This is a genomic window from Salinimicrobium aquimaris (assembly GCF_035607535.1).
In the GTDB taxonomy this organism is placed as follows: domain Bacteria; phylum Bacteroidota; class Bacteroidia; order Flavobacteriales; family Flavobacteriaceae; genus Salinimicrobium.
In genome coordinates, this window is record NZ_JAYDZX010000002.1 from 199,155 (window position 1) to 217,506 (window position 18,352).

At 42.9% G+C, this 18,352-nt stretch carries 22 protein-coding genes; 10 read left to right on the forward strand and 12 right to left on the reverse strand.

Annotated elements, in window-relative coordinates; translation table 11 throughout:
• Nucleotides 1-57: 57 nt before the first annotated feature.
• A complete protein-coding gene (locus VR862_RS04825; protein WP_324719834.1) occupies nucleotides 58-486 on the reverse strand; it encodes a Rieske (2Fe-2S) protein in 429 nt (142 codons plus the stop codon).
• Nucleotides 487-602: 116 nt separating this feature from the next.
• On the opposite strand from VR862_RS04825, the gene greA reads away from it, so the two are divergent.
• The 3 genes from greA (at nucleotide 603) to VR862_RS04840 (ending at nucleotide 1,972) form a co-directional block, all read left to right on the forward strand.
• Entirely contained in the window at nucleotides 603-1,079 is a 477-nt protein-coding gene (gene greA / locus VR862_RS04830; RefSeq protein ID WP_324719835.1) for a transcription elongation factor GreA, read from the forward strand.
• Nucleotides 1,080-1,172: 93 nt separating this feature from the next.
• A complete protein-coding gene (locus tag VR862_RS04835; protein ID WP_324719836.1) occupies nucleotides 1,173-1,562 on the forward strand; it encodes an HIT family protein in 390 nt (129 codons plus the stop codon).
• A complete protein-coding gene (locus VR862_RS04840; protein ID WP_324719837.1) occupies nucleotides 1,562-1,972 on the forward strand; it encodes an acyl-CoA thioesterase in 411 nt (136 codons plus the stop codon). Before VR862_RS04835 ends, VR862_RS04840 begins: the two co-directional genes overlap by 1 nt.
• On the opposite strand, the gene VR862_RS04845 is transcribed toward VR862_RS04840, so the two are convergent.
• A complete protein-coding gene (locus VR862_RS04845) occupies nucleotides 1,956-3,116 on the reverse strand; it encodes a sensor histidine kinase (protein ID WP_324719838.1) in 1,161 nt (386 codons plus the stop codon). The genes VR862_RS04840 and VR862_RS04845 overlap by 17 nt on opposite strands.
• A 111-nt stretch (nucleotides 3,117-3,227) precedes the next feature.
• Between VR862_RS04845 and VR862_RS04850 the strand changes: the two genes are divergently transcribed.
• The 3 genes from VR862_RS04850 (at nucleotide 3,228) to aat (ending at nucleotide 5,205) form a co-directional block, all read left to right on the forward strand.
• Nucleotides 3,228-4,106, forward strand: a complete 879-nt coding sequence (locus VR862_RS04850; RefSeq protein ID WP_324719839.1) for a flavin reductase family protein — start codon at nucleotides 3,228-3,230, stop codon at nucleotides 4,104-4,106.
• A gap of 1 nt (nucleotide 4,107) precedes the next feature.
• The gene (locus VR862_RS04855; protein WP_324719840.1) at nucleotides 4,108-4,482 is read left to right on the forward strand and encodes a DUF3127 domain-containing protein; all 375 of its coding nucleotides are present in this window, start codon (nucleotides 4,108-4,110) and stop codon (nucleotides 4,480-4,482) included.
• Between the two features lie 84 nt (nucleotides 4,483-4,566).
• Nucleotides 4,567-5,205: a leucyl/phenylalanyl-tRNA--protein transferase gene (gene aat / locus VR862_RS04860; protein WP_324719841.1), complete on the forward strand. Its 639-nt coding sequence runs from the start codon at nucleotides 4,567-4,569 to the stop codon at nucleotides 5,203-5,205.
• Here the strand turns inward: aat and VR862_RS04865 are convergent, their stop codons facing one another.
• The 7 genes from VR862_RS04865 to VR862_RS04895 form a co-directional block, all read right to left on the reverse strand.
• Nucleotides 5,206-5,886 carry a DUF2490 domain-containing protein gene (locus VR862_RS04865; protein ID WP_324719842.1) on the reverse strand — a complete coding sequence of 227 codons (681 nt, stop codon included), beginning with the start codon at nucleotides 5,884-5,886 and terminating at the stop codon, nucleotides 5,206-5,208.
• A complete protein-coding gene (locus tag VR862_RS04870; protein ID WP_324719843.1) occupies nucleotides 5,883-6,473 on the reverse strand; it encodes a DNA-3-methyladenine glycosylase I in 591 nt (196 codons plus the stop codon). The genes VR862_RS04865 and VR862_RS04870 overlap by 4 nt, the downstream gene beginning before the upstream one ends.
• Nucleotides 6,473-7,198 carry an energy transducer TonB family protein gene (locus VR862_RS04875; protein ID WP_324719844.1) on the reverse strand — a complete coding sequence of 242 codons (726 nt, stop codon included), beginning with the start codon at nucleotides 7,196-7,198 and terminating at the stop codon, nucleotides 6,473-6,475. The genes VR862_RS04870 and VR862_RS04875 overlap by 1 nt, the downstream gene beginning before the upstream one ends.
• Nucleotides 7,199-7,906, reverse strand: a complete 708-nt coding sequence (truB, locus tag VR862_RS04880) for a tRNA pseudouridine(55) synthase TruB (protein WP_324719845.1) — start codon at nucleotides 7,904-7,906, stop codon at nucleotides 7,199-7,201.
• Nucleotides 7,907-7,908: 2 nt separating this feature from the next.
• Nucleotides 7,909-8,709 carry an undecaprenyl-diphosphate phosphatase gene (locus VR862_RS04885; RefSeq protein WP_324719846.1) on the reverse strand — a complete coding sequence of 267 codons (801 nt, stop codon included), beginning with the start codon at nucleotides 8,707-8,709 and terminating at the stop codon, nucleotides 7,909-7,911.
• A 3-nt stretch (nucleotides 8,710-8,712) separates the two neighbouring features.
• On the reverse strand, nucleotides 8,713-8,967 hold the full coding sequence (locus VR862_RS04890; protein ID WP_324720095.1) for a DUF3098 domain-containing protein: 255 nt from the start codon (nucleotides 8,965-8,967) through the stop codon (nucleotides 8,713-8,715).
• A gap of 97 nt (nucleotides 8,968-9,064) precedes the next feature.
• Nucleotides 9,065-9,943, reverse strand: a complete 879-nt coding sequence (locus VR862_RS04895) for a cell division protein FtsX (protein WP_324719847.1) — start codon at nucleotides 9,941-9,943, stop codon at nucleotides 9,065-9,067.
• Nucleotides 9,944-10,094: 151 nt separating this feature from the next.
• Between VR862_RS04895 and leuS the strand changes: the two genes are divergently transcribed.
• Both leuS and VR862_RS04905 read left to right on the forward strand, forming a co-directional pair.
• Nucleotides 10,095-12,911, forward strand: a complete 2,817-nt coding sequence (leuS, locus tag VR862_RS04900) for a leucine--tRNA ligase (RefSeq protein ID WP_324719848.1) — start codon at nucleotides 10,095-10,097, stop codon at nucleotides 12,909-12,911.
• A gap of 116 nt (nucleotides 12,912-13,027) precedes the next feature.
• The gene (locus VR862_RS04905) at nucleotides 13,028-13,720 is read left to right on the forward strand and encodes a zinc metallopeptidase (RefSeq protein WP_324719849.1); all 693 of its coding nucleotides are present in this window, start codon (nucleotides 13,028-13,030) and stop codon (nucleotides 13,718-13,720) included.
• A 69-nt stretch (nucleotides 13,721-13,789) separates the two neighbouring features.
• Here the strand turns inward: VR862_RS04905 and VR862_RS04910 are convergent, their stop codons facing one another.
• The 3 genes from VR862_RS04910 to VR862_RS04920 form a co-directional block, all read right to left on the reverse strand.
• Nucleotides 13,790-14,305: a ferritin gene (locus VR862_RS04910; RefSeq protein ID WP_324719850.1), complete on the reverse strand. Its 516-nt coding sequence runs from the start codon at nucleotides 14,303-14,305 to the stop codon at nucleotides 13,790-13,792.
• A gap of 86 nt (nucleotides 14,306-14,391) precedes the next feature.
• Nucleotides 14,392-14,703, reverse strand: coding sequence for a hypothetical protein (locus VR862_RS04915; RefSeq protein WP_324719851.1), 312 nt, complete (start codon nucleotides 14,701-14,703; stop codon nucleotides 14,392-14,394).
• 93 nt (nucleotides 14,704-14,796) lie between these two features.
• Complete coding sequence (locus VR862_RS04920) at nucleotides 14,797-16,170, reverse strand: saccharopine dehydrogenase family protein (RefSeq protein ID WP_324719852.1); 1,374 nt, start codon at nucleotides 16,168-16,170, stop codon at nucleotides 14,797-14,799.
• Between the two features lie 78 nt (nucleotides 16,171-16,248).
• Between VR862_RS04920 and VR862_RS04925 the strand changes: the two genes are divergently transcribed.
• Together VR862_RS04925 and pckA are read left to right on the forward strand one after the other, a co-directional pair.
• Nucleotides 16,249-16,638: a DUF423 domain-containing protein gene (locus VR862_RS04925; protein WP_324719853.1), complete on the forward strand. Its 390-nt coding sequence runs from the start codon at nucleotides 16,249-16,251 to the stop codon at nucleotides 16,636-16,638.
• 77 nt (nucleotides 16,639-16,715) lie between these two features.
• Entirely contained in the window at nucleotides 16,716-18,317 is a 1,602-nt protein-coding gene (gene pckA, locus VR862_RS04930) for a phosphoenolpyruvate carboxykinase (ATP) (protein WP_324719854.1), read from the forward strand.
• Nucleotides 18,318-18,352: the final 35 nt, after the last annotated feature.

Consider the following 18,352-nt stretch of genomic DNA (forward strand, 5'->3'; position numbering starts at 1 on the left):
GAACTTCCAAAAAAAGGCATTTTTGAGACCCCTCAATAATGTCTTTTTTTATTCCCTTTAGTTCGAGATCTGCAAGACACTTCCTGTTCTTACTGCCCGGTAAGGTTTTAGTGTATATTCTCCGGTTCCTGCTATTTGTTCTCCGGTAATAATGGTATATTTATTACCGTCACCGCAGCCACAGGTGGCTTCTGTGCCAGTTACAGTTAAGGAGGAACAAGCCTGGGGCACATGGTTGGGATCTGTAAGCTCATAGGCAAGATATTGATCATTGTTGAGGTTGTAGATCACGATGCCGTTGATGCCATAGTTACGAGTAATAAATTTATTCCCTGGAAAATTCAGCTGATTATACTCCGGTAGGCTCAAATCGAATTGAACCGAAAAGTTGAGGTGGGGCAGGTAAGGATTTCTTCTAATCTCATTATCTGTAGAACAACCTAAAAAAGTGAAAAAGAGAGGTAAAAGCAGGAAAAATCGCTTCATAAAAGGTTTTTTTGGAGCCGCAGACTTATAATTGTGCTGGATATTTTTATTTAGTATATTTGTTTAAAATCCCGTCGGCGAATGGGATTTTTTCTATTTATATAAACGACGAAGTTATGAGTAAAGTATCATATTATACAGCAGATGGCCTTAAAAAATTAAGAGATGAACTCAATCAATTAAAGGATGTTGAGCGGCCCAGAGCTTCTCAGGCAATTGCCGAAGCCCGGGACAAAGGAGATCTTAGTGAGAACGCCGAGTATGATGCTGCGAAGGAGGCCCAGGGCCTGCTTGAAATGAAAATTGCAAAGCTGGAGGAGATCTATGCGAATGCAAGGTTAATAGACGAGTCGCAGCTGGATACTTCCAAGGCATTGGTTCATTCAACAGTTAAGATCAAAAACCTTACTAACGGTGCAGAAGTAAAATACAAACTGGTTGCCCAGAGTGAAGCCGATCTAAAGTCTGGTAAGATCTCTGTAGACAGCCCCATAGGAAAAGGCTTACTTGGAAAGAAAGTGGGAGAGATCGCCGAAGTACAGGTGCCGTCTGGAATAATGAAATTCGAGATCCTCGAGATCACCCGTGATTAAAAGCCGGTAAAAATGACATTTTTTAGATCCTTTCTTCAGAAGGGATTTTTTTTGTGCCGAAAATCTTAACTTGTTGTTCTAAACTTCAGAATTATGCCAAGCATCTTTACGAAAATTGTCAATGGAGAGTTACCCGCCTATAAGGTCGCAGAAACGGATAAATTTCTGGCCTTTTTGGATGTAAGACCAAATGCCAAAGGGCACACCCTCTGTATTCCCAAGGAAGAGGTCAATAAATTATTCGATCTGGATGAGGAGACCTATATGGAGCTCATGGCTTTTTCCCGAAAAGTGGCAAAAGGTCTGGAGAAAGCTGTTTCCTGCAAAAGGATTGGTATGGCTGTAGTGGGTCTCGAAGTACCTCATGTGCATGTACACCTTATTCCGCTGAACAGTATGGGAGACATGAATTTTGCCAATAGCGTATCCTTGACCGAGGACGAGTTGAGGCAAATTGCAGATGATATTAAAGCAAATATCTAGTGGAGCTTTCAGAGTATAAACTGTCGCTTGATCTTCGTATTGATTTTAGCGACCTCGACATGTACCGGCATGTGAATAATCTAACCTTTATCAGATTCCTTCAATCGGGCAGAGTGAATTTCTGGGAAGCTACAGGATTGGCCACTTTGTTTTCAGAATCCAACAAAGGAGCTATCCTCGTCTCCACGCATTGTGATTTTAAGAAATCTCTTTTTTACCCGGGAACAGCCACAGTGAAGACAAAATTGGCTTATATCAAGAACAGTAGTTTTGGGCTGGATCAATTGATCCTCAATGAAAAAGGAGAAGTATGCGCAGAAGGCAGGGACATAGCCGTTTTCTTTGACTTTAATGAAGATAAAGCGTTACCTATCCCGCCAGAACTGAAGAAGGTTATGCAACAGTTCTAGCTTTTTCAAGCAGGATCTCTATAGTGGTGCCTTTATTGATCTCACTGCGCAGCACTCTTATTCTTCCCCTGTGATATTTCTCAATGATCCTTTTGGAGAGAGATAATCCCAGCCCCCATCCCCTTTTTTTGGTAGTGAAACCAGGTTCAAAGATCCTTTTGAATTTACTTTTGGGAATGCCTTTCCCGGTATCGGATACCAGGATATGAACTTTTTTGGAGTCCTGTTTCAGCTTTATTTCAAGGGTACCTTTCCCCTTCATAGCATCAATGGCATTTCGCACCAGGTTTTCGATGGTCCAGCTGTAGAGCTGGGCGTTCATGTTCACCAGGATCTTTTCGTCCGGAAGCTCGAGGCGGAAATTGATAAGCTTTGAACTCCGCGCCTTCAGGTAATCGAAGGAATCCCGGGTCTTCTCAACTATGTCCTCCAGCTCTAAGGTTGGAGCAGATCCAATCTTTGAAAATCTTTCGGTAATGGTCTTCAGCCGGTCAACATCTTTTTCAATCTCGACTATATAGGTAGAATTCACCTTCTCTTCTTTCAGGATTTCAGTCCAGCCGATCAATGATGAAAGCGGGGTGCCAATCTGGTGTGCAGTCTCTTTAGCCATTCCCGCCCACAGCTTATTTTGCTCGCTGCTCTTCGTGGTCCTGTAGAAAAAGAAAACTACGGCAATAAAGAGGATGATAATGAGAATAAGCGCCAGAGGATAGTATTTTAGCTTGTTCAGCATGGGTGAATTTCCGTAGTAAACCTGATTTACCCGCCCTTCACCAAGATCCATTTGTATAGGTTCGTTGGTGCTCTTCAAGGATACCAGATACTCCTGAAGCTTTTCTTCGCTGGACATGATCTCGTCCTGAATATTCATGGCATCAACAATTTTCCCGTTCTCATCCACGAGAATTGTTGGGATGCTGGAATTGCTGTTAATGATCTCCAGGTACAGGTCGAGGCCGGTATCTGTATCCACCTGGTCCAGGTAGACCTGCGCCGAAGTCCAGATGTTCATTTTTATTCGTTCCTCCTCCTTGATGCGCTGAAAAAAAGAGACAGCATTCCAAACAATGAGGCTAACAATGATGAGAGAAGTAATTATAATGAACCAGCGGCGAAAGTTTCGTTTGTCTGAAAACCTCATGAAGGCAGGGCTTTAATTGCGATTAAATATAAGCGTTTTGAGCAAATTAATATTGTGCAGGTGGTTTTTCATCTGTTGGGCTGTTTCGTTACCTTTGCCAAAATCTTGAGCATGCTAAGCATAAATCCCAAAGAAATTCCTGTACCAAAACTTCATCAGTACCTGTTAGGAGCTGTAGGACCGCGCCCTATAGCCTTTGCCAGCACAATAGATGAAGAAGGCAGGCCGAATTTATCGCCATTCAGCTTTTTTAATGTTTTTGGGGCAAATCCGCCTATTCTTATTTTCTCTCCTGCACGACGTGGAAGGGACAATACGGTGAAGCATACCTATAACAACTCCAAGGCTACGGGAGAGGTGGTGATTAACGTTGTCAATTATGATCTTGTGCAACAGGTTTCGCTATCGAGCACAGAATATGCTGAAGGTGTAAATGAATTCCTGAAGGCGGGGCTTACCATGTTAGAATCCGAAGTTGTCAAGCCTTTTAGGGTGAAAGAATCGCCGGTACAATTCGAATGCCGTATCAACGAAATTGTCGAAACCGGAAGTGAAGGCGGTGCCGGAAATCTTGTTATTTGTGAGGTGCTAAAAATGCATATTCGGGAAGATATTTTAGATGAAAAAGGTTATATTGACCAGCATAAAATCGACCTGGTAGCGAGGATGGGTGGCAACTGGTATACCCGCGCCACGCCTGGAATGTTTGAAGTTCCAAAGCCATTGCAGACCCTTGGAATTGGAGTGGATGAAATAGCTGAAGAGGTTCGCAACAGCAGGTACCTTACCGGAAACGATCTGGGTAAACTCGGGAATGTAGAAAAGCTGCCAGCCGCTGAAGAAATTGAGGAGTTCTTGAATGGAAATTCCCAACTTTCGGCCCTGGTCAGGGAAGGAAGTGAGGAGCAGGTGCATTTAAGGGCAAAAGAATATTTAGAACAAAACGATCCGGCGACGGCCTGGAAAATATTATTAGCAAAAAACGTGTGATATGGAAGTACAAGGAAAAATCAAAATGATTGGTGATACCCAAACCTTCGGGAGCAATGGGTTTAGAAAGAGAGAAGTAGTGGTAACAACAGAGGAACAATATCCACAACATATACTTGTTGAATTTGTGCAGGATAAATGTGAGCTTTTGAACAACTATTCTGTAGGGCAACCTGTAAAGATAGGGGTGAACCTTCGCGGGCGCGAATGGGTGAATCCACAGGGAGAGACCAAATACTTCAATTCTATCCAGGGGTGGAGGATTGAAAACCTAGCAGCTCAAAGTCAGCAGGGTGGTGCTCCGGTACCTCCGGCAGATCAGTTTGAGCCTGCCAACAATCTTAACGACGAGGATTATGATGATCTGCCTTTCTAGGGTGATCATACATTCTTACAAAAGCCCCGGTTCTGGAGAATTGGGGCTTTTTATTGACCTTTTGTTGCTAATAGTCTTTACCTCATGAAGTATCTGGGACCACAGGATGAATTTCCGCCGGTTGAAGAAGCCACAGAAGAAGGTCTTCTGGCTTTTGGAGGTGATCTTTCTCCTAAACGTCTCATAGATGCCTATTCCCGCGGAATATTTCCGTGGTATGACAGTGAACATCCTATTCTGTGGTGGAGTCCCGATCCTCGGATGGTTCTGTTTCCGGAAAACCTGAAGGTTTCCAAAAGCATGAGACAACTTCTCAAAAAGCAGGTTTTTGAAGTTAGTTTTAATAAAGCTTTTTCAGAAGTAATGGAGAATTGTGCAATTATGAAAAGGCCGGGGCAGGAGGGAACCTGGATCACGCCCGAGATGAAGCAGGCTTATCTTTCCCTTCATCAACAAAATATTGCCACATCTGTAGAAGTCTGGAAAGAAGGCCAGCTGGTTGGCGGACTGTATGGAATTTACCTTCGGGAAAAAAAGATCTTTTGCGGGGAGAGCATGTTTTCCAAATTAAGCAATGCTTCCAAATATGGATTAGTACATTTGGTACAGGAACTGCAGAAGGATGGGCTGCTGCTGGTGGATTGCCAAATCTATACTCCACATCTTGCCACACTTGGTGCCGCGGAGATCCCACGCAGTGTATTTTTGGAATATCTTGACTAGTTACAATTGGAGAACTGCTCCTGTAATAAGAAAGATCTCGGTTCCGGGGAAGCCGGTAAGATCATCTCTCCGGTATTCTACTCCCAGACTTAATTCCAGGTTTCTCACAGAACTATTCTCCAGTTCCAGGCCAAATCGCTGCTCGATCTTCGGCCGATTATCGTTTGCCATGCTGTAAAGGAATTCGGTGGAAAGGCCGAGGGAAGAATCAGGACTTAAAGGTTGGGAAACTCCGAATTGATACCGCAACCTGAAGATCGTTGCTTCCCGGAATCTTTGTTCAAACCTAATTCTGTGTTCAGGTGATAAAAAGGCGTTTAGATGGGAATATTCTAATTGCTCGATGATCCTTATCTCATCCTGCAAAGCCTCCTCAAAAACTTCCCTAAAGCGGTAGCGTAAACCAAGGCTTATTGTAAGGCTTTCACTGCTGTTATAGGCAGTAAAGTGGTTGAGTTCAAGATGTTGTTGAATATTTTCCTTAACAGTTTCCCCTTCCACTTCGGCTGCAAACAGATAGCGGCTGCCAGCGCCAAATGTGAAACCCCAGTTGCCCCGGGATGGCAACTCCAAATCAAACTCGGTTTCCCATAGATAAGCCTTCGGAGTTTGAGCATTGGCTGAAGAGCCCAAAAGAAGGCAGGTTAAAATGAGGATCGAAAAATGCCATTTTTGGATCATATTTCTGTCTTGTTCATTTGTTTTACTTCTTCATGTCTAAAACAGCTGGTGATGTGATCATTGACCATTCCCGTTGCCTGCATGTGCGCATAGACAACTGTGGAACCCACGAATTTAAATCCGCGCTTTTTTAGATCCTTACTCAGGGCGTCGCTTATGGCTGTAGTGGCAGGAACCTGTTTAAGATCCTTCCAGTCATTTTGAACCGGGCTGTTATCCACGAAATTCCAGATATAACTTGAAAAGGAGCCAAATTCTTCCTGCACTTTTATGAAAGCCTGTGCATTGGAGACAGTTGCCTTGATCTTTAACCGGTTCCTAATGATCCCGCTATCCTGCATTAGGTTTTCCAGCTTATTTTCTGAATAATCTGCTATTTTCCTGTAATCGAAATCATCAAATGCCCTTCTGAAGTTTTCCCTTTTCCGAAGAATAGTGATCCAGCTCAATCCCGCCTGAAAAGTCTCCAGGATCAAAAATTCGAAAATAGCGGCATCATCTTTCAAAGGCACTCCCCATTCCAGGTCGTGATAGGCCTCGTACAGCGGATCACCCACGCACCAGCCGCAACGGATCTTTTCTTCCATTAATTCTGAAAATTATAAGTTATGGTTCCGGGTTGAGAATCTCTGCCCGCCAGCCGGGAGAATCTTGCATCTGCGGCATATTCCAGGGCCTGATCTGTCAAACATTCATTAGAAGTCGTGGAAGCCGATTTATTCACCGCGGTTCTCACAACATCCCCGTTGGCATTGACAGTGATATTCACAACTACTTTCCCCGAAGAGTCGCAGGTGTAGATGGGATTGGGTATAAAGACAGCTGTACGGCCTCTAAGAGAAAAAGAAATCGAACTGTTGCGCAGACTGCCTTCTTTAACAGAAGTTTTCGCGCTGCTGTTATCTCCCTGGGAAGCTTGCTTTTTTTGTTCCCTTTTGTTGGAGTTCAGATTCACATCACCGCGGGATGCTTTTGAGGCTTCTTCTTCGGCTGCTTCCTGTTGTGCGGCGTTCTTTTGGAAGATCTCGTCCAGGCGGGACTCGAGGTTCTTCTGGCTTTCCTCCCTGTTTTGGTTAAAGGCCTGGTGGGTTTGTACGGTAGGATTGGGACGCTGAGGTTCTTGTGGCTGCTGTTCTTCGGGTTCGGGCTCTTCCTCGGGAGGAGGAGGTGGCAGGATGTTGTTCAGTTCAATAAGAGTTTCCCTTATTTTCTTTGACTCGTTAGAAATTTTGATGTTGTACATAAGAAGGATCAATATCGAAAAGATAAGAACGGTAATGATCAAAGCCTTATGTCGGTCGAAAAAATCCATTTACAAAGTATCTTCCTCAGGGGAAAGATACTCATTTACAAAAGAATCTACTGTTAAGGCATTTTCAACTTTGTAATTCCCAATGCGGATGCGGCGCAGGGATGAGAGATAGGCACCGGTATTGAGTTCCTTCCCAAAATCATGAGCAAGGCTTCGAATATAGGTGCCTTTGCTGCATACTACTCTAAAATGTACATTTAAGAGCTCTATTTTGGTGATCTCAAATTCTGAAATATTTACCGTTCTGGTAGGAATTTCCACTTCTTCTCCGCTTCGGGCGTATTCGTACAGTCTCTTTCCGTCCTTTTTCAAAGCTGAAAAAACCGGTGGCCGCTGCTGAATATCTCCTAAAAATGCTTTTGTCGCCTCTTTTATTTTTTCAGAAGTAAGATGCTCTGTAGGATAGGTTTCATCCACTTCAGTTTCCATGTCGTAAGAAGGAGTGGTTGCGCCTAGGGTGATGGTGCCGGTATATTCCTTTTCCTGCCCCTGCAGCTCTTCGATTTGCTTAGTGGCTTTCCCGGTACACAGAATAAGCAAGCCTGAAGCTAACGGGTCTAGTGTTCCTGCATGGCCGACCTTGATCTTTTTGATCCTAAAGTTCTTCTTTATAAGCCATCTCACTTTATTCACCAGCTGAAAAGAGGTCCATTCCAATGGCTTGTCGAATAACAGGATCTGTCCGGATTTAAATTCTTCTTCAGTCATGATCAGGAAGTGAAGAAATATTCATAGCTAATTGCAATTGTTCCTACCACGAAACAGTAGATTGCAAAGTAGGATAGTTTGCTATTGCGCACCAAAGATATCATCCAGGTACAGGCCGCAAAGCCTGCAATGAAAGCAGCAATGAATCCCGCGAGAAGGGGCATAGGTTCATTAGTGGTACTGGTGAGATCTCCGCTTAAGAGATCTTTGGCAATTTTCCCAAGGATCAACGGGACTACCATTAAAAATGAGAAACGGGCAGCCTTTCCTTTATCATTTCCAAGGAGAACAGAGGTGGAAATGGTAGCACCACTTCGTGAAATTCCCGGTAAAATAGCGATTGCCTGCGCTATTCCTATCACAATGCTGTCTTTGTAGCTCACGGGCTTTCCTGTGTGTTTGGCCTTGTCGGCAAGCCAAAGTAGCAAAGAGGTGATCAATAACATGAAACCAACAAAGGTGAGATTGCCGCCAAAAAGAGCTTCCAGTTCTTCCTCGAACATCAATCCAACAAAAACTGCCGGGATCATGGAAAGAATGATCTTTAATGAGAAGCGGGTTTCCTCATTCCATTTAAAAGAGAATAAGCCGCGAAGGATCTCTGCAACATCTTTTCTAAAAACCACTATGGTGCTCAATGCGGTGGCGAAATGCAGCACCACAGTCACCATTAAAGATTCTTCAGGAATACTTTGATCCCCCAGCAGGGCTTTGCCAATTTCGAGGTGTCCACTGGAGGAAACGGGTAAAAATTCAGTAAGTCCCTGGATGATTCCAAGGAAAATGGCATCAATAACTTCCATTGATTACTTTCGGGGGTTAAGTAGGATAGCGTACACTTCAATAGCAAAACCGAGGAGTACAAGGGCAGGCGCGAGTCTAATCCTTCTGGGACTGTAGATCTCGGGATTAAAAACATTCGGGTCATCACTACCGCCACCGGCCATGAGAATAAAGCCCAGTGCAATTACAGCAAGACCTATTCCCATTACGATGAAGTTCTTCTTTTCAAAGACAAAGTTGAGATCTTGTTTGTGTAAAGGCTTTTTATTCTTGTTCATGTCTTTCTGTTTTCTACTCATGTCGCGAGTGTCTGTTTTTGACTACGACTGCACGAATTATCTAAGGTGTCAAAAATAGCATTTTTAATGGTCTTTCTTAGTAATAAAGTTCGTCTGTCTTGAGGTTGAGAAAACGCTGGGTTGCAAAAAAGGTGCTTAACCAGGTAATAATTGCGCCCATTAAAAAGATTCCAATGAAAAGTGCAGCTAGTAAACTCACATCGCTTAAAAGTTCAAGTTCAGGAAAGCTTTTGTTCATATAATAAAGTACGATTGCCATCCCTATTATGGCGATCAAAGCTCCTATCATTCCCAATTTTACACTCTTTAAAATGAACGGCCTTCTAATAAACCTCTTTGTGGCCCCAACCATCTGCATGGTTTTAATGATGAACCTTTTTGAATAGACAGAAAGTCTAATCGAACTATTGATAAGCAAAACAGCAATGAAAGTGAAGATGGCGCTAATTGCCAGCACCCAAAAACTTATTTTGGTGACATTCTCGTTAAGTAAGGAAATAAGGGGTTTATCATAAACCACTTCGTCTACAAAACTTTTTGCAGTGAGTTCCTCTGCTATTTCGTCGATCTCCCCAGAGCTTATATAATCGGCTTTAAAGTAGACGTCAATGGAATTCTGCAGCGGATTATATCCCAGGAACTCCATGAAATCCTCTCCAATCTCTTTGCTGTGAGCCTCGGCAGCTTCCTCCTTGGTCACATAGGTAGTAGATTTGGTATATTCGGCTAAAGCAAGGGTTTTGTTGAGCTGGGTAATCTCAACCTCTTTGGCAGTATCCTTCAGGTAGATGGTAAGAGCGATCTGCTCTTTAAAATGATCGGCTATCTTTTTAGTGTTTAGCACCAAAAGACCCAGGAGTCCCAGCAAAAACAGAACCAGGGCAATACTGATAACGACCGAAAAATAAGAGGAAATAAGACGTCTTTTTTGATACTTTTCAAAAGATGAGCTCATGGGCGGCTGCGTAAATTTGTGTAAAAATAAGAAAGTAAATCAATCCCTTTCTTTAAAACGCCCAAACTTTTCACTTTCGTACATTAACCGTATTTTTGCGCTTCCCCGAAGGTCTTGGGGAGCTGTAATAACGTGACGCTGAATCATTAAAATGAGGTACGACTTCAATCAAATTGAAAAAAAGTGGCAGGAGTACTGGGCCAAGAACCAGACTTTCAAAGCTGAGAATAATTCTGATAAACCAAAATACTACGTGCTCGACATGTTCCCTTATCCATCGGGAGCAGGATTGCATGTAGGCCACCCTCTGGGTTACATTGCCAGTGACATCTACGCCCGCTTTAAAAGGCACAAAGGGTTTAATGTACTACATCCACAGGGATATGATAGCTTCGGACTTCCGGCTGAGCAGTATGCCATTCAAACAGGGCAGCATCCCGCGATAACTACCGAAGCCAATATCAACAGGTACAGGGAACAACTAGATCAAATAGGTTTTTCTTTTGACTGGAGCAGGGAAGTTCGCACCAGTGAACCCGATTATTACAGGTGGACGCAGTGGATATTTATTCAGCTGTACGATTCCTGGTATGATTATGATGCCGAAAAGGCCAGACCAATAATCGAGCTGGAGGAGATCTTTGCTGCGGAAGGAAACAGCGGTGTAAATGCGGCCTGTGATGATGATGTGGAGCCATTTACAGTTACAGATTGGAACAATTTTTCTTCGGAAGAAAAGCAAAAACAACTCCTGAAATACAGGCTCACCTATTTAGCCGAAACTGAAGTGAACTGGTGCCCACAGCTGGGAACAGTCTTGGCGAACGATGAAATTGTCAATGGAGTTTCTGAAAGAGGAGGTTATCCTGTTATACGCAAAAAAATGACCCAATGGAGCATGAGGATTTCAGCTTATGCCGAGAGACTGCTTCAGGGATTATACGATATAGAGTGGACAGAGAGTTTAAAGGAGAGTCAGAGGAACTGGATTGGAAAGTCGGTGGGAGCTCTGGTAGAATTCAAAGTTCAAAATTCAGAATTTAAAATTCCCGTTTTCACTACCAGACCGGACACTATTTTCGGTGTTACCTTTATGACATTGGCGCCGGAACATGAGCTGGTGGAGAAGATCACTACTCCTGAGCATAAGGAAGAGGTAGAGGCTTATATCGAAGCTACTTCGAAAAGGAGCGAGCGGGATCGTATGGCCGATGTCAAGAGCATAAGTGGAGTCTTTACCGGGGCATATGCCGAACATCCCTTTACAAAAGAGCCGGTGCCTATCTGGATCGGGGATTATGTATTGGCTGGGTATGGCACAGGAGCGGTGATGGCTGTACCATGTGGAGATCAAAGGGATTATGACTTTGCAAAACATTTCGATCTTCCGATAAGGAATATTTTTAAAGATGTCGATATTTCTGAAGAAGCTTATTCCGGTAAGGAAGGGACAGTAATTGCAAATTCAGATTTTCTGGACGGACTTGAATATAAAGCAGCTCTTCAAAAAGCCATTTTAGAGCTGGAAAAAATTGGGCAGGGCAAAGGAAAAACGAACTATAGGCTAAGAGACGCTGTTTTTAGCCGACAAAGATATTGGGGGGAACCTTTTCCGGTTTATTATGTGGAAGGGCTTCCGCAGATGATAGAAGAGGAACATTTGCCGTTGCGTCTTCCCGAAGTAGAGAAGTATCTGCCAACCGAGACCGGCGAACCGCCCTTAGGAAATGCCACTTTTTGGGCCTGGGATACCGTGAACAATGAGGTGGTAGAAAATTCAAAGATCGATCACAAGGCAGTTTTCCCACTGGAGCTGAATACTATGCCCGGCTGGGCGGGAAGCTCCTGGTATCTCTTCAGGTATATGGATCCTCACAATGAGGAGCGCTTTGTTTCTAAAGAAGCACAGCAGTACTGGGAAAACGTGGACCTTTATATTGGTGGAAGCGAACACGCTACCGGGCACCTGCTTTACTCAAGGTTCTGGACAAAGTTCCTTACCGATAGAGGCTTTCTTAATGTTGAGGAACCTTTCAAAAAACTCATCAACCAGGGAATGATCCTGGGAACCAGTGCCTTTGTTTACAGGTTGGAAGGGGAGAACAAGTTTGTTTCTAAAAAATTATCAGAAGCTCATAATGTGCAACCCATACATGCCGATGTATCTCTTGTAAATGCATCTGATGAATTGGACATAGAAGGCTTTAAGAAGTGGAGACCTGAATTTGCAGATGCAGAATTCCTTACGGAAGACGGCAAATATATCGTAGGCCGGGAGGTCGAAAAAATGTCAAAATCCAAGTACAATGTGGTAAATCCAGATGATATTTGTGAGGACTACGGAGCCGATACGTTGAGGATGTACGAGATGTTCCTGGGTCCGCTGGAACAGGCCAAACCCTGGAATACCGCCGGAATCACGGGAGTACATAACTTTCTTAAGAAACTCTGGAATCTTTACCACGACCAGGAAAATAATTTTACTGTAAGTGACGGTAAAGCTTCAGCCGATTCCCTGAAGACACTTCACAAGACAATCAAGAAAGTGACAGAGGATATTGAGAATTTCAGTTTTAATACCTCAGTAAGTACTTTCATGATATGTGTCAATGAACTATCCTCCCAAAAATGCCATTTTAGAGAGGTATTAGAACCACTTGCTGTGCTTATTGCGCCTTATGCACCGCATATTGCCGAAGAACTCTGGCATAAACTGGGACATGACAGCTCTGTTACTACGGCAGCCTACCCTGTTTACGAGGAGAAATATCTGGTGGAAAGCACAAAGGAGTATCCAATTTCCTTTAATGGGAAAATGCGTTTTACCCTTGAACTACCACTGGATATGAGCAAGGAAGAAATTGAGAAGACAGTGTTGGAGCACGAGAGAACCAGGCAGCAACTGGATGGAAGGCAGCCTAAAAAGGTGATCGTGGTACCGGGGAAGATCGTTAATATTGTAGGTTAGTTAGTTTCTGCAATCCTGGAGCAGCAGTGGAACACGACAAAAATTCAGGTGGCAGGAAAAAACCAAATTGGCCGAATTTTTGTTATTAAGATTTCAACAAAATAACTTTTAAAACTATGATGGGATATTATATCATCGCGGGACTCATATTTGTGGTGAGTCTCTATGTTAGTAATAAATTGAAGAGCAAATTCAAGCATTACTCCAAGGTGCATCTTCAGAACGGGATGAGTGGCCGGGAGATCGCTGAAAAAATGCTTCGCGATAACGGCATTACCGATGTCAAGGTGATCTCTACGCCGGGACAATTGACAGATCATTACAATCCGGCTAAGAAGACAGTGAATTTAAGTGAAGCAGTATATACACAGCGCAATGCCGCTGCGGCGGCTGTTGCTGCACACGAATGTGGACACGCGATACAGCATGCTAGTGCCTATAGCTGGTTACAGATGAGAAGTAAACTGGTTCCTGTGGTACAGGTGGCCTCGCAATTCTCCCAATGGGCGATCTTTGGTGGCTTGATCCTTATGTCCATGGTGTCTGTAGGAGTGGGGCAAACTGTTTTACTTGGAGGAATTATTCTTTATGCCATGGGTACCCTGTTTAGCTTTATAACCTTACCCGTAGAATATGATGCAAGTAAAAGAGCATTGGTATGGCTGGAAACCGGAAATATGCTAAACGCACAGGAGCACAAAGCTGCAGAAGATTCGCTTAAATGGGCTGCCCGTACTTACGTTGTAGCTGCCATTGGTTCTCTTGCCACCTTACTTTACTTTCTTAGTATTTACTTAGGAAGGGATTAAGCAGAGCATATATAAAAGCAAAAAAAAGGACGCCGGCGGCGTCCTTTTTTATTTGATATATTATGTGTTCTATTCGCCATGTTTGATTCGCTCATCGATGAGCTTTAGTGCAATCCCGTCTGTGCCCATAAGATCGAACATTTCCAGGATTCTGCGGAATTGATTCTCCTCCTCCATTTGTTCATGAACAAACCATTGCAGGAAATTCTCTGAACCAAAATCCTGAACTTTACGGCATTTGGCTACGATATTGTTGATGGATTTAGTGATCTGTATCTCCTGATCGAGTGCTGTTTCGAAGATCTCCTGCAGGGAATTGAAATCGTGATTTATACTACTTACTTCAGGGGAATAAGCAGTGCCTCCATTGTCGTTGATGAACTTGAAGATCCTTAGCATATGCTCTCTTTCTTCGGTGGACTGCTTATAGAAGAATTCGGCGCTATTGATCAATCCGTTATGGTCACACCAGGATGCCATAGCAAGGTATGCTGCAGAGGAATGTGCTTCTTTCGCTATCTGCTCATTAAGCAAATCCATTACATCTACATTAATTCCTATCTTCTGTCTAACAATATCTTTCATAATTTTAATCTTTTTCTAAAATTACATAAAAGAATGTAGTCTTCTTGGGGAGAAGGTGAATTTATACTTAATCTAAATTCAAAGGATTAGTGTGTTACCAGGGAATTGAGTTCCAAAACTCCGAAGGTGGCTTTTAAGAGCTGCTTAAGGTCAATGATCTGTAAGGTATCAAAAACAAAAAGATGTTCCCTGTTGCAGAGCGTAAGGATCTCGATCCCGCTATAGTTTAGATCCTTGTCGAAATGGGAAGAGATATCTATTGCCTGAACCTTTTGCCTGATAGAAAGTAATTGACAAAAGCTCAATTTCACCTGCTTATGGCCAAAATCAATGTAAAAGCTGCGGCTTTTATCACACTGGTATGAAGCAAAATAATATGACTTGTAAAGTAGGTTCATTGTGGCAACAAATCTACATCTTATTGAGAATTGTTCCAAATAAAAATAAGCTAATCCTGCGGAAGCTGATCAAAATCAGATCTTACCCTCACGTTAACTACCTACTTCTCCAAAAGGATTATATCCCATATACTCTTTTTCTTCTTCGGAAAAGACAATTCCGTTTTCTGCCAATTCCTTTAGAATGGGAGTATAAACTTCTTTAGTGATAGGCAACTGAACCCCCGGAGTGGATATTGTTCCGTTAAGGATCTTGAGGGCAGCAATTGCGACAGGAAGTCCCACGGTGCGAGCCATAGCTGTTCTACTTTGGTCCTGACCAATATTGACCATAGTCGCATCTATCTGTTTCTTTTCACCATTGATCTCATAACCAAACTTATGGTACATGACGATCATATCTTTATCATCTTTTGAAAGGGTCCATTTGTCCATCAGGATCTTTTGCAGGATCTGTGCCGGGGTAGCATTTTTTAATCCTACCTTCTTCTTTGGATTGAAAATATCCAGTTCCAGAAGCTTGTCCCACATGATATCATCCTGATCGATCTTTAAATTATGGCGGAATTTCAACTCTACAGAATCTGTTGGGGAATAGGGTAAAAAGGAGTTGACAAAATCCCGGTAAGTCATTGTTTCAGAATTTTCCATGACATAGCTGTCATCGGTCATTCCCAGCTGCACAAACATATTCCATGCACGGCTAAAGCCCACTCTTCTAATGGTGCCCCTGTAAAGGGTTAGAGCGTCATCAAGGCCGTAAATGCTGGTGTATTTAAGTGAATTCCGGTTGGCATAGACCTCAAATTTGCCATATCCTTTAACTTCGATGAATTCGGTCCTTCTGAATAGCCTGTTGTAAGGAATGTACTTGAATTGTCCTTCCTGAATGAATTTAGCAACCCCACCCTGTCCTGCGACCACTACGTTTCTGGGATTCCAGGTAAACTTGTAGTTCCATAGGTTTGTATCACTTTCGGGAGCGACGAGTCCGCCGGTAAAGGATTCGAAAAGAATAACTTTTCCACCCTCTTCCCGAATACGATCGATTACCTGCATGGCGCTCATATGATCGATCCCCGGATCCACTCCAATTTCATTCATAAAGATTAGCCCCTTTTCCTTTACAGCTTCATCCAGCTCCTGCATTTCTTCACTTATATAGGAGGCAGTGACCATGTTCTTTCTAAATCTTAGGCAATCCCTGGCCACCTCAATATGGAAACGGGCCGGTAACATAGAGATTACAATATCTGCCTGTTCCACTGCCTTTTCCCTTTCTGCTTTGTTAAAAATGTCCAGTGAAATGGCTTTTGCCGCAGGATGTCCGCCTGTCATTTTTTCGGCGTTGATAATATCAAGATCACCAACGGTGATTTCCAGGTTTTCAGATTGTGATTTTTTGAGGAGGTATTCAATGAGAACAGAGGTAGATTTACCCGCCCCAATTATAAGAATCTTGCGCATATGGCTTAACTTTGGCTTAGTTTGTTGTTTGTTTGGACAACGAATGTACTTAATTGGCGGCGGCTTTAAAAATATTGTATGAATAGAAATGTATTGATCTGGGGAGCAGTTTTAGGAGTAATTGCAATTATTCTGGGCGCGTTTGCTGCCCATGGTTTAAAGCCCCATTTGAGCATAGAAAACCTTCAAACCTTTGAGACTGGTGTGAAATATCAAATGTATCATGCTTTATTCCTTTTGTTTCTAGGCAGTTTGCCTGTAGCTTCGGAAAAAGTTAAAAGAATTTGCTTCTACTTAACACTTTTTGGCGTAGTCTTTTTTTCGGGTTCTATCTACCTTCTCGCGACCAATAGTCTCACTTCTTATGATTTTAATGTTTTAGGACCTGTTACCCCTGTAGGGGGGAGTTTGATGATATCCGCATGGATAGTGTTACTAATCAGCTTTTTTAAGTTAAAAAAGAAATAAAAGAAAATAGCTCCCGCTGATTCTTTCTAAAGTTTTCTACTTTTGTTCCCCTAAAGAAACACACAACTTAAACTTTTATGTTGGCTAAAAAACGACTTACGAAAACGATTGCGCTGGAAAGGTATGGTATTGATAATGCCGAAGTAAACTATCAGCTTTCTCCCAAAGAACTTCATGAGATCACTATTGAAAAAGGACAGGGAGTGGAAGCTTCAAACGGAGCTTTGGCAGTAAACACAGGGGAATTTACTGGTCGCTCTCCTAAAGACCGTTTTATTGTGAAAGATGACATCACCAAAGATAAAGTGTGGTGGGGGGATATAAATATTCCTTTTGATCCGGAAAAATTTGATGCTCTTTATGAGAAGGTGACAAATTACCTTTCGGGGAAAGAAGTATTTGCAAGAGACTCTTATGCCTGTGCAGATGAAGACTATCGTCTAAACATAAGAGTGATCAATGAGTACCCTTGGTCTAATCTTTTTGCGTATAACATGTTCCTGCGTCCAGATGAGAGTGAGCTGGAGAACTTCCAGGAAGACTGGTTGGTGATCAATGCCCCGGGCTTTATGGCCGATCCTGAAGTCGATGGTACGAGACAACATAATTTTGCAATTCTCAATTTCACAAAAAAGATCGCTCTTATTGGAGGAACCGGGTATACAGGGGAAATTAAAAAAGGGATCTTTTCTGCCCTCAACTTTATCCTTCCGGTAGATAAAAATACCTTGCCAATGCATTGCTCTGCCAACGTTGGGGAAGATGGAGATACAGCAATATTCTTTGGTCTATCGGGTACCGGAAAGACCACTCTTTCTGCAGACCCCGAAAGAAAACTCATTGGAGATGACGAACACGGTTGGACAAAGGAGAACCGGGTCTTCAATTTCGAGGGAGGCTGCTATGCTAAAGTCATAAATTTAACAGAGGAGAATGAACCGGATATCTACCGCGCTATTAAGCCAGGAGCTATACTTGAAAATGTGATCCTGGATGAGAATGGTGATGTTGATTTTGAAAATACAGAAATCACACAGAACACCAGGGTGAGTTATCCAATTCACCACATTGATAATATCAAGGAACCTTCAATTGGCAAGAACCCTAAAAACATTTTCTTTCTTACGGCAGATGCTTTTGGAGTACTGCCTCCTATCAGTAAATTAACTCCCGGCCAGGCGGCATATCACTTCATTAGCGGGTATACAGCCAAGGTGGCGGGTACCGAGGCTGGTGTTGATGAACCGGTACCAAGCTTCTCAGCTTGTTTTGGTGCCCCATTTATGCCATTACACCCTACAAAATATGCCGAAATGTTAAGCGCCAAGATGAAGGAGAACAATGTGAATGTCTGGCTCGTCAATACCGGATGGACAGGAGGCCCGTTTGGAGTAGGTTCCAGAATGAAATTGCGATACACACGGGAAATGATCTCTTCGGCTCTTGAAGGAAAACTTGAAAATGTTGAATTTACTGAACATCCGGTATTTGGTCTGCAAATGCCTGTAGAGTGTGAGAACGTACCGTCTGAAGTCCTTAATCCACGCAACACCTGGAAGGACAAGGAAGCTTACGATAAGAAAGCTATGACCCTTGCCCATTCATTCCAGAAGAATTTTGCCAAGTTTGAGAAGCAGGCGAATGAGGAAATAATGTCTGGTGCTCCAAAGGTTCTTTAAAATCTTTTCAGCAGAAGACATAAAAAAACCGGCAA

Excerpts from the sequence above, each read along its gene's own strand:
- VR862_RS04825 (WP_324719834.1), bottom strand. The coding sequence starts at position 486 with ATGAAGCGATTTTTCCTGCTTTTACCTCTCTTTTTCACTTTTTTAGGT.
- greA (WP_324719835.1), top strand. The coding sequence starts at position 603 with ATGAGTAAAGTATCATATTATACAGCAGATGGCCTTAAAAAATTAAGA.
- VR862_RS04835 (WP_324719836.1), top strand. The coding sequence starts at position 1,173 with ATGCCAAGCATCTTTACGAAAATTGTCAATGGAGAGTTACCCGCCTAT.
- VR862_RS04845 (WP_324719838.1), bottom strand. The coding sequence starts at position 3,116 with ATGAGGTTTTCAGACAAACGAAACTTTCGCCGCTGGTTCATTATAATT.
- VR862_RS04850 (WP_324719839.1), top strand. The coding sequence starts at position 3,228 with ATGCTAAGCATAAATCCCAAAGAAATTCCTGTACCAAAACTTCATCAG.
- VR862_RS04855 (WP_324719840.1), top strand. The coding sequence starts at position 4,108 with ATGGAAGTACAAGGAAAAATCAAAATGATTGGTGATACCCAAACCTTC.
- aat (WP_324719841.1), top strand. The coding sequence starts at position 4,567 with ATGAAGTATCTGGGACCACAGGATGAATTTCCGCCGGTTGAAGAAGCC.
- VR862_RS04865 (WP_324719842.1), bottom strand. The coding sequence starts at position 5,886 with ATGATCCAAAAATGGCATTTTTCGATCCTCATTTTAACCTGCCTTCTT.
- VR862_RS04870 (WP_324719843.1), bottom strand. The coding sequence starts at position 6,473 with ATGGAAGAAAAGATCCGTTGCGGCTGGTGCGTGGGTGATCCGCTGTAC.
- VR862_RS04875 (WP_324719844.1), bottom strand. The coding sequence starts at position 7,198 with ATGGATTTTTTCGACCGACATAAGGCTTTGATCATTACCGTTCTTATC.
- truB (WP_324719845.1), bottom strand. The coding sequence starts at position 7,906 with ATGACTGAAGAAGAATTTAAATCCGGACAGATCCTGTTATTCGACAAG.
- VR862_RS04885 (WP_324719846.1), bottom strand. The coding sequence starts at position 8,709 with ATGGAAGTTATTGATGCCATTTTCCTTGGAATCATCCAGGGACTTACT.
- VR862_RS04890 (WP_324720095.1), bottom strand. The coding sequence starts at position 8,967 with ATGAACAAGAATAAAAAGCCTTTACACAAACAAGATCTCAACTTTGTC.
- VR862_RS04895 (WP_324719847.1), bottom strand. The coding sequence starts at position 9,943 with ATGAGCTCATCTTTTGAAAAGTATCAAAAAAGACGTCTTATTTCCTCT.
- leuS (WP_324719848.1), top strand. The coding sequence starts at position 10,095 with ATGAGGTACGACTTCAATCAAATTGAAAAAAAGTGGCAGGAGTACTGG.
- VR862_RS04905 (WP_324719849.1), top strand. The coding sequence starts at position 13,028 with ATGATGGGATATTATATCATCGCGGGACTCATATTTGTGGTGAGTCTC.
- VR862_RS04910 (WP_324719850.1), bottom strand. The coding sequence starts at position 14,305 with ATGAAAGATATTGTTAGACAGAAGATAGGAATTAATGTAGATGTAATG.
- VR862_RS04915 (WP_324719851.1), bottom strand. The coding sequence starts at position 14,703 with ATGAACCTACTTTACAAGTCATATTATTTTGCTTCATACCAGTGTGAT.
- VR862_RS04920 (WP_324719852.1), bottom strand. The coding sequence starts at position 16,170 with ATGCGCAAGATTCTTATAATTGGGGCGGGTAAATCTACCTCTGTTCTC.
- VR862_RS04925 (WP_324719853.1), top strand. The coding sequence starts at position 16,249 with ATGAATAGAAATGTATTGATCTGGGGAGCAGTTTTAGGAGTAATTGCA.
- pckA (WP_324719854.1), top strand. The coding sequence starts at position 16,716 with ATGTTGGCTAAAAAACGACTTACGAAAACGATTGCGCTGGAAAGGTAT.